Origin of the sequence: Lutibacter sp. Hel_I_33_5 (assembly GCF_007827455.1) — a bacterium.
Classification (GTDB): Bacteria; Bacteroidota; Bacteroidia; order Flavobacteriales; family Flavobacteriaceae; genus Polaribacter.
The window spans coordinates 1,997,590-2,014,256 of record NZ_VISM01000001.1 but is presented as its reverse complement, the minus strand read 5'-3'; the positions used below and the strand labels follow the sequence as shown (position 1 = coordinate 2,014,256).

The following is a 16,667-nucleotide window of genomic DNA, read 5'->3' as shown; positions in this document are numbered from 1 at the left end:
ATAGGTTTCGATTACACTCAACCAGACACTAGAAAATATTCCCCGTTAATTTTTTATGTAATCGCATGGCATATCCATCAGACATTCCTGCAACATAACTGCAAATAGCCATAATTCTACTATACAATTTGGATGTTTTTGTTTGATATTCTTTCGGTAATAAATTCAGTACTAGTTTGTCAAAATTAGAAGGTTTTCCGTCAAATTTATTATTTAAAGCGGTAACAAAAACATCTAATAAATCAGCAATAATTTTATACCCAGCAACCTCTTTTTCTATTACTTCTTTACTGTTGTAAATTTTATCAACACTAATTTTTATAATATCATTTATCTGAGCTTCATATTGACATCGATCTAACAAACCTCTATCAAAATTACCTTTTAAAATCAATTTTTCATTGTCTAAAAAGATATTGACAGCTTCGTCAATTAATGCATTTATAGCGATTGCTCTTAAATAACCAGCTCTATCTTTTTTATGTTGTAATGCGTAATATTTTTCTCTGTTGATGTTTTTTATCAACTTAGACATGTACTCTAATGTGTAACTTTCGTCGATTAAGCCTAAGTTAATTCCGTCTTCAAAATCGATAATTGTATAGCAAATATCATCTGCTGCTTCCACCAAATAAGCTAGTGGATGACGGTAAAAAGAAACATCATTAGTGGTTGATTTCTTTTGTAGCCCTAAATCTGTAGCAACATCTAAAAATTCTGCTTTTTCAGACTGAAAAAAGCCATATTTTTTATCTACTACATGTTGGGTTGGTTTTTTTGGTAAACTCTCTTTAGGGTACTTTAAAAAAGCCCCTAAGGTTGCATAACTTAATCGCAAACCGCCAGAAATTCCTTCTCTGCTTTCGGTTAAGATTTTAAATCCGTTTGCATTTCCTTCAAAATCAATTAAATCTTGATATTCTTTATCGGATAACTGATCTTTATATTTTACGCCATTTCCTGTTTTAAAGTATTCACCGATTGCTTTTTCTCCAGAATGACCAAAAGGTGGGTTTCCAATATCATGCGTTACAGAAGCTGCTGCAACAATTGCCCCAAAATCGTTGAAGGTATATCCTAATTCAATCAATTCTGGATGACGTTCTAACAGTACTTTTCCAACACGTCTTCCTAGCGTTCTTCCTACAACAGAAACTTCTAAACTGTGTGTTAAACGCGTATGTACAAAATCGGTTTCTGATAGCGGAATTACCTGTGTTTTATCTTGTAAACTTCTAAAAGGGGATGAAAATATGATTCTATCAAAATCTACTTCAAAACCAGAACGTGTTTCATCTTGTGCTGCACGTAAACGTTTTTCGGTATCGCCAAATCGTTTTAAAGAAAGTAATTGTTGCCAGTTCATTTGTTTTGTAAATTTTTCGAAAATACGAAATCTTTATTTTAATTCTATTGTTTCATTTAATTCTTAAGAATAATATTGAAATCAAAAAGTGTTTTAAATACTAACTAGTAATTTGAATTAAGATTATCAACTCCTCTCCTACTTTTTTGATTTTTTAAAACTAAAATTAATTCTTAAAAGTTATTAATTCAACAAAATTTATTATTGCTAATTTTGTCTTCGGATTTCTTAACTTGTCAATGAATGAAAAAATGAACAATAAATTTGAAAAAACACAAAAAACATACAAATTTAGAAAGGCGAGATAATGACATTTTCGCACCAAATGAGATTGCTATTTTAGGATCAAATTGTGGTGTAATTTCTGATTTAGTAAATCAAGTTTCTGAAAAACTATCCAATTATAAATTGGCATATTTTGATGCTTCTCATGCAAAATCTCTCGACTCCGCTCGAGATGACACTTATCAGTTATCAGAATATACTTTTCACCATCAAGGAAATGTGCAGATTACAACTTCTGGAACTATAAATAAGTTTCAACAACGATTAAATTTCTCACAATACGATTATGTTTTTATCAACGGAAATCATTATCAAGGAGCAAAACAAATTTTAATTTTAGACAAAACAAAAGAAGCTTCTGTTTTAAAAAGATTGGAGCAATTAGATAGAATTCAGTTTGTTATAAAGTTAAAATCTGAAACAGAATTTTTTCCTTTTTTAGAGGAAAAATATCCTCATATAAGAAACCTTATTTCTTATACAATTGATGAAGTTGATAAAATAGCAAATCATATCAATAATTTAATTCAAGAAAAAATTGCACCCATAAAAGGATTAGTTTTGGTTGGAGGAAAAAGCACAAGAATGGGGAAAGATAAATCTGAATTAATTTATTTTGGAAAACCTCAAAAAGAAGTTGCTAAAGATTTGCTACAAAGTAATAATTTAGAAACGTCTTATTCTGTTCAAAATTCTTCTGAATATGTAACTGAAATTCACGATACTTTTTTGAATTTAGGACCATTTGGTGGAATCTGTTCTGCCTTTCAAAAAGACCCAAATTCCGCTTGGTTTGTGTTAGCAACTGATGTTCCTTTTGTAAATGATGAAATAATTCAGTTGTTGTTACAAAAAAGAAATTCATCTAAAGTTGCAACAGCAATAAAAGGAAAAAACAAAGAATTTGTTGAGCCGTTAATTACCATTTATGAGCCAAAAGCATATCCAATTTTATTACAATATTTAGCGCAAGGATATTCTTGTCCACGTAAAATGTTGATTAATTCTGATGTAGAAATTGTAGAAATTGACGATTCTTTTATCAGAAATATTAATACTCCTGAAGAGTTTGAAATTGCTAAAAAAGAGATAAATAGTTCGTCATTACGAGGATGAAAGACGAAGTAATCTATTAATTAAAATGAGATTGCCACAACTTTTTTAAAAGTTTCGCAATGACAAAAAATGAAAATAACAAAAAATCAACTTTTTAAACGTCAAATTACTTTGTCTGATATTGGTGAAGTTGGGCAACTAAAACTACAAAACGCATCTGTTTTGGTAGTTGGTTGTGGAGGTTTAGGAAGTCCGATAGCGGTTTATTTAGCATCAAGTGGTATTGGGAAAATTCATTTAGTGGATTTTGACACCATAGATGAAACTAATTTGCATAGACAGGTTTTTTATAGTTTACATGATGTTGGTAAATCAAAAGCAGCAGTTTTATCAGAATTTATAAAAAAAAGAGCACCTTTTACAGAAGTTAGTTATACCAATAAACCCATCACAAAAGAAAATGTGATTGAAATTATTTCAGATTTTGATATTGTAGTTGACGGAACAGATTCCTTACCAACAAAATACTTGCTTAATGACGCTTGTGTGATGAATGGGAAGCCTTTAGTTTATGGTTCTTTGTATAAATTTGATGGATATATTGCTACTTTTAATGTTTTGCAAAATGACGGAAGTTATTCTGCAAACTTACGAGATGCTTTTCCAGAAATGGCAACTGATGTCCCAAATTGCGAGGAAGCAGGAACGTTAAATGCTATTGTTGGAATGATTGCAACTCAGCAAGTAAACGAAGTTTTAAAACTAATTACAGGAATTGGTAAACCCTTAACAAATGAATTATTGATCTATAATTCGCTTCAAAATTCGCAACTAAAAATGAAATTGAAACCAACCGTTTTAAAAGATAAGATTGCTAAAATTTTTAAACTTCAAACTTATTTTGATGCTGCTTGTAGTTCTCAAAATTCTGATTGGCAAATTTCTCCATCAGAATTAAAAGAACGTTTGTCATTTCGAGCGGAGTCGAGAAATCTAGAAATTATAGCAGTTTTACCTAATTTAAAATTACCTTTTAAAGTTGATAAAACAATACCTATTCAGAGTTTTAATGTTGATAATATTGAGGTAGATAAAACCAAAACATATGTAATGGTTTGCCAACGTGGATTTAATAGTTATAAGGCTACAAAATTATTAAAAGAGGAATATCCAGAATTAGAAGTATTGAATTTAACTGGCGGAATTTCTAGCTATAATTAGTTTTATATAAATGAAAAATCCACTAGAATTTTACAAGCAACAACTTTCTGATTTAGAAAATCAATCTTCTAATCTTAAGAAAAAACTTATCAATTTGGGAGTTGTTAGATTATTCGTTTTTTTAGGAATATGTTTTTTAATTTATCTCACTTTTGGTAACTATCCAGATGTTTTTATTATTGCTTTTTTAGGAATATTATTATTTTCTTTTTTAGTGTTGAAATACATCAATTTAAAAAGAGATAAAGCTATTGTAGATGCAAAAATTAATATCACCAAAACTGAAATAAAGGTTTTAAATCGTGATTTTTTTCATTTAGATTCAGGACAAGAATTTGTAAATCCTGTACATTTTTATAGCAATGATATTGATCTTTTTGGGAAAGGTTCGTTTTTTCAATATACGAATAGAACTACAACTATTGATGGTAAAAATAGATTAGCAAATTTATTTACAGAAAACAATATTGATGCAATTTTAGAAAAACAGAATGCTATAAACGAGCTTTCAAAAAAAGTAACTTGGTGTCAACATTTTTCTGCATTGGCAAGTTTGGTTACAGTTAAAACTAGCTCTAAATTAATTGTTGATTGGGTATCGAATTACACAAAGAAATTACCAAGTTATATATCAATATTAACTAAAGTATTTTCACTAGTATCTTTAGTGTTAATTGGTTTAATCTCTTTTAGTATACTACCTTTTTCTGTTTTAATAGCATGGTTTTTTATAGGCCTTTCTATCTCTGGAAAGTTCTTTAAAAAAACTCAAAAATTATATACAGAAACAGACTTGTTTAGAGAAACATTTAAGCAATATCATCTTTTATTAAATGAGATTGAAACAGAGAATTTTTCTGCTGAGAATTTAAATCATCAACAAGAAATAATAAAGTCTGAAGATAAAAAAGCATCATCAATTTTTAAAGAGTTTGCTAAAATTCTAGATGCTTTCGATCAACGAAATAATATTATAATTGCCGTAATCGGAAATGGTTTTTTCTTGTGGGATCTTAGAAGTGCTTCTAAAGTAGAACAGTGGATTTTTAAGTACAAAGATATTGTAGAAAACTGGTTTGAAGTTGTTGCCTATTTTGATGCTCAAAATTCGTTAGCAAATTTTAAATTTAATCATCCAAGTTTTGTTTTTCCAGAATTAAACACAAATAAAGAAATCATAAACGGAATCAATTTAGGGCATCCTTTATTAGATGCTAATAAAAGAATAGACAACGATTTTATAATTGAGGACGAGCAATTTTTTATTGTTACAGGAGCAAATATGGCAGGAAAAAGTACTTTTTTAAGAACGGTTTCTTTATCGATTGTTATGGTAAATTGTGGCTTGCCTGTTTGTGCTGAGAAATTTGATTATTCGCCTATAAAATTGATAACCAGCATGCGAACTTCAGATTCTTTAACAGAAGATGAATCGTATTTTTATTCGGAATTAAAACGACTAAAATTTATTGTTGATGAAATTAATACTGAGAAATACTTCATCATTCTTGATGAAATTTTAAAAGGAACCAATAGTAAAGACAAGGCAATTGGGTCTAAAAAGTTTGTTGAGAAATTAACCAAGTCTAAATCGACAGGAATTATTGCTACGCATGATGTGAGTTTGTGTGAATTAGAAAATGAATTTTCTGAAATTAAAAACTGCTATTTTGATGCGGAAATTATCAATGACGAATTACATTTTGATTATACTTTAAAAAACGGAATTTGTAAAAATATGAACGCTTCCTTTTTATTGAAGAAAATGGAGATTGTTTAATTATGGATGTGCATTAACCCAAACTTCACCATCTTTAAAATGCTCTTTTTTCCAGATAGGAACTGTTTCTTTTAAGGTGTCAATTGCAAATTCACAGGCATCAAAAGCAGCTTTTCTATGTTTAGAAGAAACAGTAATAATTACAGGAATATCACCAATCTGCAACATGCCTTCTGCATGATGAATCGCAATTTTTTTAATATCAAATTTGTCTAAAGCGATATCTGCAATTTTTTGCATTTCTTTAATCGCCATTGGTTTGTAAGTAGAAAAATCTAATTGAAGAACTTCTTTTCCTTTTGTGTCATTTCTAACAGTGCCAAGAAATGCAGAAATTCCGCCACAAGAATCATCCCTTACAAAATTGTAACATTCTTGTAAATCGAGTTTTTCTGAAGTTATTTTTATAGATGTTTGACTCATAACTATCGCAAAAATAGGAAATCAAAATGTATCTTTGCGTCAAAATTTGTCATTACGAGGAGAAACGACGAAGTAATCTTTTTTTAATTATGAGATTGCTTCATTTTATTTGCAATGACGTGTTAAATAATGTTTTCAATGAAAAATATATTTAGAATTGTAAGTGTTTTAGAAGGTGTTTCTTACCTGCTTTTATTATTTATTGCAACTCCAATTAAGTATTTACAAGGACATGAAGCCTATGTAAAAATGTTAGGAATGCCACATGGAATTCTTTTTATGTTATATATAGTTTTGGCAATTGTAATTAAAAAACAAATGAATTGGGATAACAAAACGTTAGGAATTGTTTTATTAGCTTCAATAATTCCTTTTGGTACTTTTTATATTGATAAAAAGTATTTACGTTAACATTTCGTCATTCTGAACTTGTTTCAGAATCACATAACATGAATTACCCTCCACTAACTGGTGGAATAATAGCCACAATATCATTTTCTTGTATAATTACATCATCTGTAGCATAGGTTTCATTAACGGCAATTGCATAAGAATCGATATTTTCTAACTGCGGATATTTTTCTAATAAATCATTTTTTAAATTCTGAACAGAATGCTTATTCGCTACTTCAAAATCTAAAGAAGAGGTTTCTAATAGATCTGAAGAGATTCCGAAAAGTAAAAGTTTAATGGTCATTTTTTAGAGTTTCGCTAACGTGTTTGTATAAGCTTTGATGCGTTGTTTAAGCAATAAATTTACTAAATAAAACACGAACGACAAAATTCCGAAGGAATTTCGCAAGTGAGCATTTTAATAAAAAGGTTAACTTAAGCCATATAAATTAGAAAGCACAAAAGAGAGGATTAAGGTTATTATACACGGAGAGACTATTGATCTCGTCAACATTAAAAATCCCCTATCTTTTCTACACAGATTTCGTACAGTTTTATGAGGCTTCAGACCTCGATTTTAAGTCGTTGAAACTCGCGTAGGTTGTCCTTTCGTTAAAACATTTTCTTATGAATAAAGATATTAAATATTTTGGAATAGACATTAGTCATTTAGTATTTGATGTTACAGATTCTTCTGGTAATTATTATCAGTTTAAAAACAATGTAACTGGATTTAAAAAATTTGTAAAACATCTAGATTACAATAGTCATTGTGTAATGGAAGCTACAGGTTATTACCATTACAGGTTGGCTTATTTTTTACAGGAAAACAGTATAAAAGTATCTGTAGAAAACCCTCTGTCGGTGAAACGCTTTATCCAGATGAAGTTATCAAAAATAAAGACAGATAAAAGCGATTCAAGATTGATTTGTGAGTATGCAAAACAAGTTGAATTAAAGTTATGGCAAGGTAATTCAAAACATCAGTTAGAAAGCTTACAAATGACAAGACTTCTTTCTGTGTATACAAAACAGAGTACTATGTTAAAAAACAAAATACATGGAGAAGAAGTTTTGGGCAATCCAAGTAAAGTAGTTACGAGCTCATTAAAAAGTAGTTTGAGACAGGTAACATAACAAATAGAAAAGGTAGAGGCAGCATTATTAATTTTAGTAAGAAAGCTACATCAAGATGTTTTAACACGCCTAAAAACAATACCTGGAATTGGAAATAAAACAGCGCTAATGTTAGTTGTTTTAACAGATGGATTTGATCGTTTTAAAAGCGGAAGTGAATTGTGTAGTTATGCTGGATTAACTCCTGTAATTAGACAAAGTGGAAGTAGTATAAATGGACGATCCAGAATAAGTAAAATAGGCAACCAGAAGCTTCGAAATTTATTATTTATGTGTAGTTTTAATGCTTGTAAATACAACAAGGCTTGTAGAGAAATTTATGAACGAATAGTTGCCAAAGGAAAGAGTAAAAAATTAGCATTAATAGCGGTGTGTAATAAACTATTAAAACAAGCATTTGCCATTGCTAAATCAGGATTAATATATGATGATACTTATAGAAGTACTTTAGTGAATATTTAATGAGTTTTTACTTGTTTTTTACCACAGTACTTTGTTGCCCACCGTTTTTTATTCTTCAGCCAATTTAATCATTTTCATAATTCTTTTGTCTGTTTTTAATCTGTAAACATATTTCTTAATGTCTTCATTAATTTGGGGTTTTTCATTTGATTGTAAATAATAGAATGAATTATCTTTATTAGGAAAAATAATAACAGTTTGCCCAAACTTCAAATCAAAAGATTTTAGATTAACAATCAGATATCCAGAGTTTTCAGGGCTTTTTACTCCAATGAAATCATAAATATTATTCAATTTTAGTTGTCCTTGAATTGTTAAATAAGGAAAATTTCTTGAAGAAACATCTCCATTTATTTGATAATCTTTTTCCCCCGAATAAAATATTAAAGTTAATTCATGTTTGAATATAAACTTGTCATCTTTTCCTCCAGTATTTTCTCCGAATGAAATTCCAGAAAAATGAAAACCATTTATTTGAAAATTAAAAGGTTCATTAAAAACGTAATATTCATATTTTTCAACAGGAAAGGCTAAAGAATTCAGAGGTTTAGAATTCGTATTTTTTAACCATTTTTTATCATTTTTATAAAGTTCCATATTCCATTTCTCCGGAATCTGGTTGTGTTTTGATTTTGTTTCTAATCTATTAATTTGATTCACTTTTGTTTCCAAAATATCAACACCTTTTTGTCGACAACTAATGTTAGTAAACATTATTAAAATCAGAATTTTAATTTTCATTTCGATTTTTTTTCAAATGGTGGGCAACTTTACGAATATGCATCGTTTCAATGATTTAGATTCGGAGTTAGCGAAGTTCGAGATTTTTTCGCTTAGAAACAAGCTAAATTAGTACTACAAACTAATTCCAAATAAGAACCCATCATTTTTAACGCCTCCAAAATTAGAACGCACATAATCTACTCTTAGAAAACGCCATTTTCCCCAGCCAATATTATCTATTCCAATTGAATATTCCGTATAGGGTTTTCTTCCACCAGAAAATAATGCTTTTGTTCCACCAACTACATGAAAATTCAGTTTATTTAGTAGCGGAACTTTCCCTAAAATAAACCCTTTAAAATTATGCCCTACATGCATTTCTGCATATTTATCATTGGTACTAAATGTATAATAAGGCAATAAATTAAAGCTGCTCATTCTATTTTCTGGTGCAAAATCTATTTCATTTCCTAACGGATGATAATAATCCATAAATGCAATATTTTTTTGTTGTAAAAAGATGCCTCCACGGGTGTTGTATTTAAACTCACCAAAATTACTTAAAGAAACATTTTGGTAAATTCTTGTAAATACAATATCATGATTTAAGTTTGAATTACTTGTTCCAAAAGCCTTTCTATATCCCAAAATTAATATTGGATATTTAGTGTTGCTAATATTGGCTCTAAAATTTGGGTAGCTCAAGTATTTGTTTCCAAAATTTATTCGTGTAGAAACTTCGGCAGTAATTATTTTATGAGGATTAAAGATAGCTGCAGTACTTATAGGATTTAATGGATTATTTGTTTGATAAACTCTATCTTTTTTAAAAAAAGAATAATCGGTAGTGTTAGTTAACGGTTTTCTATTAGCGTATTCTAATGAAGAATACAGATAAACACCATTGGCGATATCTTTAGAAAAATAAATTTTAGCAAAAGTCTTTTCATAAAACTTAGCAAAGTTTCGTTTATAGAATACCGAATAAATACTATTATCTCTATTTGAGATAGGATTTCTAGCATCAAATTGTTGAATTGTATTTCCGCCAGAAATACCTAATCTATCTTTCGTAATACTGTTCCATTTTTTTGTGAAATATAGAACAGGTCTAATTTTTTTGTCAGACAAACCGTAGCCGATGTCTGAGCCAATTGTCCACCAATTTCCTTTGTCATTTTTACGTTTAAAGAAATTAAAATTCACGGTTGTGTTAAATCCTTGAACTGTATTAAAACCTAAGTTGTCTATAATACCACTATAATTAAACCATTTTTTTTCAAATGTATTTCTTTTGGTGTAGCCTAAAATAGGTGAGGTAATTTTAAATCGATTTCTCTTACTATCAACAGAATCTAAATATTTTTTAGACTTTCGAATTGTTTTTATACTGTCTTTTAATTTATAATCGTTCGTTTCTTCTTTAGTTAGTGGAACAGATCGTAAATTATTCCAATACGCAGCATCTTTTTTAGTAGCATTTTCTTCGAAAGCTAAAATTTCGTTTCCAAAAGTTTTATCTGTAAAAGTTGGGTTAAAATTATAGTTTGAATATGCTGCCGAAAACCGACCATTTAAATAAAATCCTAAAGCCCCAACTTTAAAATCGATGGTTTGTAAAATAAGTGGCCAGGAAGTTGTTTTATGATCAAAATTATAATTTTGTTTAATATGTAAAACATCAATTCCAGGATTTCCAATTTGCGCTCCTGTTGCAGTTAGATCTGATCCGTAAATTGCCCAAGAATCTTCAACAACATATAAAAAACCTCCAAAAACCCGATCATTTTTTCGTTTAGGAATTAATTCAATTTTATTGATTAATCGTTTTTCTTTATCATAAAAACTACCTGTCAATTTATAGTTGTAATATGAAAAAGCATAATCAGAAATTGGAGAAAAAAGTTTAGATTCTGCAATCAGAACTTGATTTTCATATAAGTTAAAATTCACTTCTGCAGCCTGATTAAAAGAAATACCATTATCTCTTCCACTTACTTTAGAAGCAACAATAATCTCTTTAAATTTCTTTGGTTTTTTTAGCGAGGTAATTTTAGAAACTGTTTCAGAAAGATAGATGATTCCACTTCTGGTAGAATCTAATCCGCCACCTAAATCACCCAATTCTTGTCCCAATATTTTCTTTGGAGCATCTTTTATTTTAAACAACCCTCGAGAATAAAAATCTGCTGTATATTTCGATAAATTATTGGTGTTTTTTTCTTTTGATGAAATGACGTTTCTAATAATTTTAATGGCTGGGTTTTCTCCTGAAGTGATTGAGATTTCATCCAACATCATTTGCTCTTCCTCTAATTTTACATTTAATTGATGCGGAAATTTTTGAATATTAATCGTTTTTTTAAAGGTTTTATATCCTAAGAATTGAAAAACAATAGTATGTTTTCCTTTTTTGTTAATTGCTAATAGATATTCGCCATTATCATTGGAAGAAGTTCCTGTTAAAGAATTTTCTAAATAAATATTAACAAAGGATAAAGATTTATTTTTTGTATCGGTCACTTTTCCCTTTACTTGAGAAAAGGTCAGAAAAGAATTAAGGATACAAAAAAGTAAAGTGATTTTTTTCATAACTGGTTTGGTTGATAATTTGCAAACATACTTTATCTAAGAAAAAGCATTCTTTAAATTTTGTTAAACAAGATACAATAAAGTCTTAAATTTAATTTTTCATTTCTATTTGAAATATTAAGTATAATATTCCAATTTAATCAAAAAGCAAGCCAAAAGGTTAGGTTTTTTTTAGATTGTCGAATTTACAAAGCAGTTTTTTTAGAAGAAGAAGTATCATGAATAGAAAACTGGAGATATTTGTCCTTGGAATTGATTTTTAAAATTGCACCATGAAACATTTTTTTCAACCAAAAAATAATTGATTAGAAATTATAGAAGAAATTTTTGATAGAGTTTTTAATAAATCGGCAGTAATAAGAACAACATTTAAGACGCTAACCAGAAATGTTAAATTTTTAACAAAATAGTAATTTTTTTATTTTTTTTAACTTATTATTTTAATAAAAGATGTTTTCTTTGTTTTGCAAAAAAAAAATGAAAAATGAAATTATTTAAAACCCCACAGATTAAGACTGCTATATTATTTTCTATACTTTTTATTAGTTATTTTAATATTGTTCAACATGGATTTTCACAATCTACTGAGCGAACTGTCTATGGAAAAACCTTGTATCAAGGTTCTCCAATATCAGATGTAAATATTCTTATTGAAAATACCAATAGAATTGTAAAATCTGATAACAAAGGTAATTATAGTATAGAGGCTAAAATTGGAGAATCAATTAAATATAGTCATGTTTCTTTTAAGACAATTAAAATATTAGTAGAAGACATTACTTCTGAATTAATTATCAATCTTGTTCCTAAGAATAATAAATTAGACGAGGTTATTATAAAAGGTAAATCAACTTCTGGTAGAGAGGGTTATAATAATAGTTTAAATGCAGAAAAAGAATTTTCTACTTCGAGAGGAAAATTTAGCGCTAAAAAAGCCGGGTATGCAGTTTCTTTTGTAGATGGTAAAAAAATTGGAAGTTTATATTCAAATATCCAACAAGCATTAAATGGAAAGATACCTGGATATGTCTACGATCAAGTAACAGAAAAAGCATTTATGAGGGGTGTTGGTATGTCTATTAATAATGTTATACCAGTAGCATGGGAAGTAGATGGAGTTTTTACAAGTGACCCGCCAGTTGCATTAGATTTAGACCAAATAAGTAACGTCTATGCATTAAAAGGTCTTTCTGCCACCAACAAATATGGAACTTTAGGAGCTGGAGGTGTAATCGTTATAAAAACTTCATTAGGAAATTATAACCCGAAAGCCGCACAAGAGAAAGTAGCAGAAAAATATAGAAATCAAAATTTTTATGAAGATGATGCGGTTTCAGGCGATGTAACTACTTTGAGTAAATACGAAACCAAGTTGTTGACATTTAAAGATAAAGTGGCTGCAAAAAAATATTATTTAGAAGAATTAGAAGATAAGGTTGACTTTAATATTCAATTAGGTGTTGCAGAAAAATTTATTAAGCATTTTAAAGATCCACAAACGGGTTATTTGATATTTAATAACTTAACTGAGAAATATCAAAAAAATCCAGAAATTTTAAAAGCAATAGCATACCAAATGCAAGATCTTGGTTTAAAAAGAGATGCAATTAAATTGTATGAGAAAACTTATAGATTACGACCTAAGTATGCACAGTCTGTTAGAGACTTATCGAATGCATATATAGATAATGATCAGTATAGTAAAGCTTGGAGATTGTATATGAGTTATGTGTTAAAAGGCAACGACACAAATGATGAAGGTATTGGAGAAACAATCTATAACGAAATGGAGTGGATGTTTTTTAATAGAAAAAATCAAGCAGGAATAAAAAGAGCTTTTATTCCTAAAAATAAAGATGTAAAAGAGTTTAGTAAAGATGTAAGATTAGTATTTGAATGGAATACTTCTGAAGCAGAATTTGATATAGAATTTGTAAATCCAGACAAAAGGGTGTTTAAGTTTCAACATACCTTAACCGATAATCAAGAACTTATTAATAAAGAAAAAACCAAAGGATTTTCTAGTAAAGAGTTTTATATTGATGAATTAAATAAAGGAAACTGGTTAATAAACTTACAGTATTACGGAAATAAAAAAGTAGTACCAACATACTTTAAGGTAACTACATATTACAATTGGAGTAAACCAAATCAAAGTCAAAAAATTAAATTATTTAAACTTAATAATACCTACGATAAAGTTCAATTAATTAAACTTTAAAGTTAGTAAACGCTTCTTTATTAATGTTTGCTTTTCATTGAATAACATTATATTTGTTGGCTCTTAGAAATAATAATTTATGAGCAAATCTAGACAAAGAAGCGAAGCATTACTATATCACGCAAAACCAAAACCAGGTAAAATTGAGGTTGTACCTACAAAAAAATATGCGACTCAGCATGATTTGGCTTTGGCGTATTCACCAGGTGTTGCAGAACCATGTCTAGAAATAGCAAAAGATAAAAACAACGTTTACAAATACACTTCTAAAGGAAATTTAGTTGCTGTAATTTCTAACGGAACAGCTGTTTTAGGACTTGGTAACATTGGTCCTGAAGCTTCAAAACCTGTGATGGAAGGAAAAGGATTGCTTTTCAAAATTTTTGCAGATATTGATGTTTTTGATATTGAAGTTGATGCAACAGATGTAGATAAATTTGTGGAAACTGTTAAAGCAATTGCACCAACTTTTGGCGGAATTAATTTGGAAGATATTAAAGCTCCTGAGGCTTTTGAAATAGAAAGAAGGCTGAAAGAAGAGTTAGATATTCCTGTAATGCATGATGATCAGCACGGAACAGCAATTATTTCTGCTGCTGCACTAAAAAATGCCATTGAAATTACTGAAAAAAGTATTTCTAAAGTTAAAATAGTTGTTAATGGAGCTGGAGCTGCCGCTATTTCTTGTACCAGATTATATGTGAAATTAGGTGCAAAACTAGAGAACATCGTTATGTGTGATAGCAAAGGTGTGATTAGAAAAGATAGGGATAACTTAACGTCTCAAAAAGCAGAATTTGCTACTAATCAAGACTTAAACACATTAGAGGAGGCAATGCATAATGCAGATGTTTTTATTGGATTATCAGCTGCAGATGTAGTAACGCCTAAGATGTTATTATCTATGGCAAAAGATCCAATTGTGTTTGCAATGGCAAATCCAGACCCAGAAATAACCTATGATTTAGCCATAGATACAAGAGAGGATATTATAATGGCAACTGGAAGATCAGATCATCCTAACCAAGTAAACAATGTTCTTGGATTTCCGTTTATTTTTAGAGGTGCTTTAGATGTTAGAGCTACTAAGATTAATGAAGAAATGAAGATGGCTGCTGTACATGCATTAGCAGATTTAGCTAAAAAATCGGTACCAGAACAAGTCAATATTGTGTATGATGAGGTAAGTTTATCATTCGGAAAAGAATATATCATTCCAAAACCTTTTGATCCAAGGTTAATCTATGAAATTCCACCAGCAATTGCAAAAGCAGCAATGGATTCTGGAGTTGCGTTAGAGCCAATAACTGATTGGAAAAAGTACCGAGAAGAATTAATGGAACGTTCTGGTTCGGGAAGTAAAGAAATTAGATTAATTCATAATAGAGCAAAAAGAAAACCAAAAAGAGTTGTGTTTGCAGAAGCAGATCATTTAGATGTGTTAAAAGCTGCCCAAAGAATACATGATGAAAAACTTGGAAAACCAATTTTATTGGGAAGAAAAGAATTAATTCAAGAATTAAAAGAAGAAATAGGTTTTACAGCGAATGTGCCTATTATCGATCCAAAAACTGATGAAGAAAACGAGCGTAGAGATCGTTTTGGAGAAGCTTATTGGAAAAGACGTCAACGAAAAGGAAGAACTTTATCTGAAGCAAAAAAATTAATGCGAGAGCGAAATTATTTTGCAGCAATGATGGTTAATGAGGGTGAAGCAGATGCATTAATTACTGGGTATTCTAGACCGTATCCAACAGTGGTAAAGCCAATTTTAGAGCTAATTGAAAAAGACAAAGGTGTTTCTAAAGTTGCTGCGGCAAATATAATGTTAACAAAGCAGGGGCCTTTATTTTTAGCAGATACTACGATTAATATTAATCCTACAGCTAAAGATTTAGCAAAAATATCACAGTTAACATCTAAATTAGTTTCTATGTTTGGGATGAAACCAAACATTGCCATGTTATCGTTTTCTAATTTTGGATCTTCAAATACTGAAACTTCAAAAAAGATTAGAGAAGCAGTTTCATATATTCATAGACATTTTCCGAAAGTGGTTATAGATGGTGAAATTCAAGCAGATTTTGCCTTAAATTCAGAAATGTTAGCGAAGGAATTTCCGTTTTCTAAATTAAATGGTAAAAAAGTAAATGCGTTGATTTTCCCCAACTTAGAATCAGCAAACATTACTTATAAACTTTTAAAAGAAGTGAATAAAGCAGAGTCTATTGGACCTGTTATTTTAGGATTAAGTAAAGCCGTTCACGTATTGCAATTAGGAGCAAGTGTAGATGAAATGGTAAATATGGCGGCGTTAGCAGTAGTTGATGCGCAAGAAAGAGAAAAAAGAAGTAAATAATTGTTACATTAGTGCGCTTAAAATAAATAGATGATTACACAGGTTAGGGGGAAGCTGGTAGAAAAAAATCCAACGTATGCAGTTGTTGATTGTAATGGTGTTGGATATTTACTACATATATCGTTAAATACTTTTTCTAGTTTACCAGATACTGAAGCAGTTTTATTATACACACATTTATCAATAAGAGAAGATGCACACACACTTTTCGGATTTATTAATAAAACAGAAAGAGAAATTTTTAAATTTTTAATTTCTGTTTCGGGTGTTGGTCCAAGTATTGCAAGAACGATGTTATCTTCTATGACTTCAGAAGAAATTCAACAAGCAATTGCGTCGGAAAACGTTGCTGTTATTCAATCTGTAAAAGGAATCGGGGCTAAAACAGCCCAACGTGTTATTGTAGATTTAAAAGATAAAATCTTAAAAACCTTTGATTTTGATGAAGTTTCTGTGTCTGCAAGCAATACAAACAAAGAAGAAGCGTTATCTGCTTTAGAAGTTTTAGGGTTTGCAAGAAAGCAATCTGATAAAGTAATTACAACTATTTTAAAAGAAAACGCAGGTGCAACAGTAGAACAGCTGATTAAACTAGCATTAAAGAATTTATAAAATTGAGTAAATTTTTAAAACACATATTTTTAATATG

Annotated in this window: 12 protein-coding genes and 1 pseudogene; 8 read left to right on the top strand and 5 right to left on the bottom strand. The window is 29.4% G+C overall.

The features are described from left to right. Positions 1-28 precede the first annotated feature (28 nt). On the bottom strand, positions 29-1,366 hold the full coding sequence (locus tag OD91_RS08985) for a deoxyguanosinetriphosphate triphosphohydrolase (RefSeq protein WP_144896054.1): 1,338 nt from the start codon (positions 1,364-1,366) through the stop codon (positions 29-31). A gap of 264 nt (positions 1,367-1,630) precedes the next feature. Between OD91_RS08985 and OD91_RS08980 the strand changes: the two genes are divergently transcribed. The 3 genes from OD91_RS08980 (at position 1,631) to OD91_RS08970 (ending at position 5,708) form a co-directional block, all read left to right on the top strand. Next, positions 1,631-2,767, top strand: coding sequence for a molybdenum cofactor guanylyltransferase (locus tag OD91_RS08980; RefSeq protein WP_144896053.1), 1,137 nt, complete (start codon positions 1,631-1,633; stop codon positions 2,765-2,767). A gap of 69 nt (positions 2,768-2,836) precedes the next feature. Next, positions 2,837-3,928 (top strand): HesA/MoeB/ThiF family protein, encoded by a 1,092-nt coding sequence (locus tag OD91_RS08975; RefSeq protein WP_144896052.1) that lies wholly within the window; start codon positions 2,837-2,839, stop codon positions 3,926-3,928. A gap of 10 nt (positions 3,929-3,938) precedes the next feature. Further along, positions 3,939-5,708 (top strand): DNA mismatch repair protein MutS, encoded by a 1,770-nt coding sequence (locus OD91_RS08970; RefSeq protein WP_144896051.1) that lies wholly within the window; start codon positions 3,939-3,941, stop codon positions 5,706-5,708. Here OD91_RS08970 and OD91_RS08965 read toward each other — a convergent pair whose 3' ends face one another. Next, positions 5,709-6,131, bottom strand: a complete 423-nt coding sequence (locus OD91_RS08965; protein WP_144896050.1) for a molybdenum cofactor biosynthesis protein MoaE — start codon at positions 6,129-6,131, stop codon at positions 5,709-5,711. Between the two features lie 138 nt (positions 6,132-6,269). On the opposite strand from OD91_RS08965, the gene OD91_RS08960 reads away from it, so the two are divergent. Next, a complete protein-coding gene (locus OD91_RS08960) occupies positions 6,270-6,542 on the top strand; it encodes a DUF3817 domain-containing protein (protein ID WP_144896049.1) in 273 nt (90 codons plus the stop codon). Between the two features lie 43 nt (positions 6,543-6,585). Here OD91_RS08960 and OD91_RS08955 read toward each other — a convergent pair whose 3' ends face one another. Beyond that, on the bottom strand, positions 6,586-6,828 hold the full coding sequence (locus OD91_RS08955) for a MoaD/ThiS family protein (protein WP_144896048.1): 243 nt from the start codon (positions 6,826-6,828) through the stop codon (positions 6,586-6,588). A 323-nt stretch (positions 6,829-7,151) separates the two neighbouring features. Between OD91_RS08955 and OD91_RS08950 the strand changes: the two are divergent. Next, positions 7,152-8,123 (top strand): annotated as a pseudogene (locus OD91_RS08950) (IS110 family transposase). Between the two features lie 48 nt (positions 8,124-8,171). Here the strand turns inward: OD91_RS08950 and OD91_RS08945 are convergent. Both OD91_RS08945 and OD91_RS08940 read right to left on the bottom strand, forming a co-directional pair. Further along, a complete protein-coding gene (locus tag OD91_RS08945; RefSeq protein WP_144896047.1) occupies positions 8,172-8,864 on the bottom strand; it encodes a hypothetical protein in 693 nt (230 codons plus the stop codon). Positions 8,865-8,978: 114 nt separating this feature from the next. Further along, a complete protein-coding gene (locus OD91_RS08940) occupies positions 8,979-11,438 on the bottom strand; it encodes a DUF5686 and carboxypeptidase regulatory-like domain-containing protein (protein ID WP_144896046.1) in 2,460 nt (819 codons plus the stop codon). Positions 11,439-11,922: 484 nt separating this feature from the next. Here OD91_RS08940 and OD91_RS08935 point away from each other — a divergent pair, with 484 nt between their 5' ends. The 3 genes from OD91_RS08935 (at position 11,923) to ruvA (ending at position 16,630) form a co-directional block, all read left to right on the top strand. Next, positions 11,923-13,659, top strand: a complete 1,737-nt coding sequence (locus OD91_RS08935; protein WP_144896045.1) for a M48 family metallopeptidase — start codon at positions 11,923-11,925, stop codon at positions 13,657-13,659. A 79-nt stretch (positions 13,660-13,738) separates the two neighbouring features. Further along, a complete protein-coding gene (locus OD91_RS08930; protein ID WP_144896044.1) occupies positions 13,739-16,018 on the top strand; it encodes an NADP-dependent malic enzyme in 2,280 nt (759 codons plus the stop codon). 30 nt (positions 16,019-16,048) lie between these two features. After that, the gene (gene ruvA, locus OD91_RS08925) at positions 16,049-16,630 is read left to right on the top strand and encodes a Holliday junction branch migration protein RuvA (protein WP_144896043.1); all 582 of its coding nucleotides are present in this window, start codon (positions 16,049-16,051) and stop codon (positions 16,628-16,630) included. Positions 16,631-16,667 lie beyond the last annotated feature (37 nt).

Excerpts from the sequence above, each read along its gene's own strand:
- OD91_RS08985 (WP_144896054.1), bottom strand. The coding sequence starts at position 1,366 with ATGAACTGGCAACAATTACTTTCTTTAAAACGATTTGGCGATACCGAA.
- OD91_RS08975 (WP_144896052.1), top strand. The coding sequence starts at position 2,837 with ATGAAAATAACAAAAAATCAACTTTTTAAACGTCAAATTACTTTGTCT.
- OD91_RS08970 (WP_144896051.1), top strand. The coding sequence starts at position 3,939 with ATGAAAAATCCACTAGAATTTTACAAGCAACAACTTTCTGATTTAGAA.
- OD91_RS08965 (WP_144896050.1), bottom strand. The coding sequence starts at position 6,131 with ATGAGTCAAACATCTATAAAAATAACTTCAGAAAAACTCGATTTACAA.
- OD91_RS08960 (WP_144896049.1), top strand. The coding sequence starts at position 6,270 with ATGAAAAATATATTTAGAATTGTAAGTGTTTTAGAAGGTGTTTCTTAC.
- OD91_RS08955 (WP_144896048.1), bottom strand. The coding sequence starts at position 6,828 with ATGACCATTAAACTTTTACTTTTCGGAATCTCTTCAGATCTATTAGAA.
- OD91_RS08945 (WP_144896047.1), bottom strand. The coding sequence starts at position 8,864 with ATGAAAATTAAAATTCTGATTTTAATAATGTTTACTAACATTAGTTGT.
- OD91_RS08940 (WP_144896046.1), bottom strand. The coding sequence starts at position 11,438 with ATGAAAAAAATCACTTTACTTTTTTGTATCCTTAATTCTTTTCTGACC.
- OD91_RS08935 (WP_144896045.1), top strand. The coding sequence starts at position 11,923 with ATGAAATTATTTAAAACCCCACAGATTAAGACTGCTATATTATTTTCT.
- OD91_RS08930 (WP_144896044.1), top strand. The coding sequence starts at position 13,739 with ATGAGCAAATCTAGACAAAGAAGCGAAGCATTACTATATCACGCAAAA.
- ruvA (WP_144896043.1), top strand. The coding sequence starts at position 16,049 with ATGATTACACAGGTTAGGGGGAAGCTGGTAGAAAAAAATCCAACGTAT.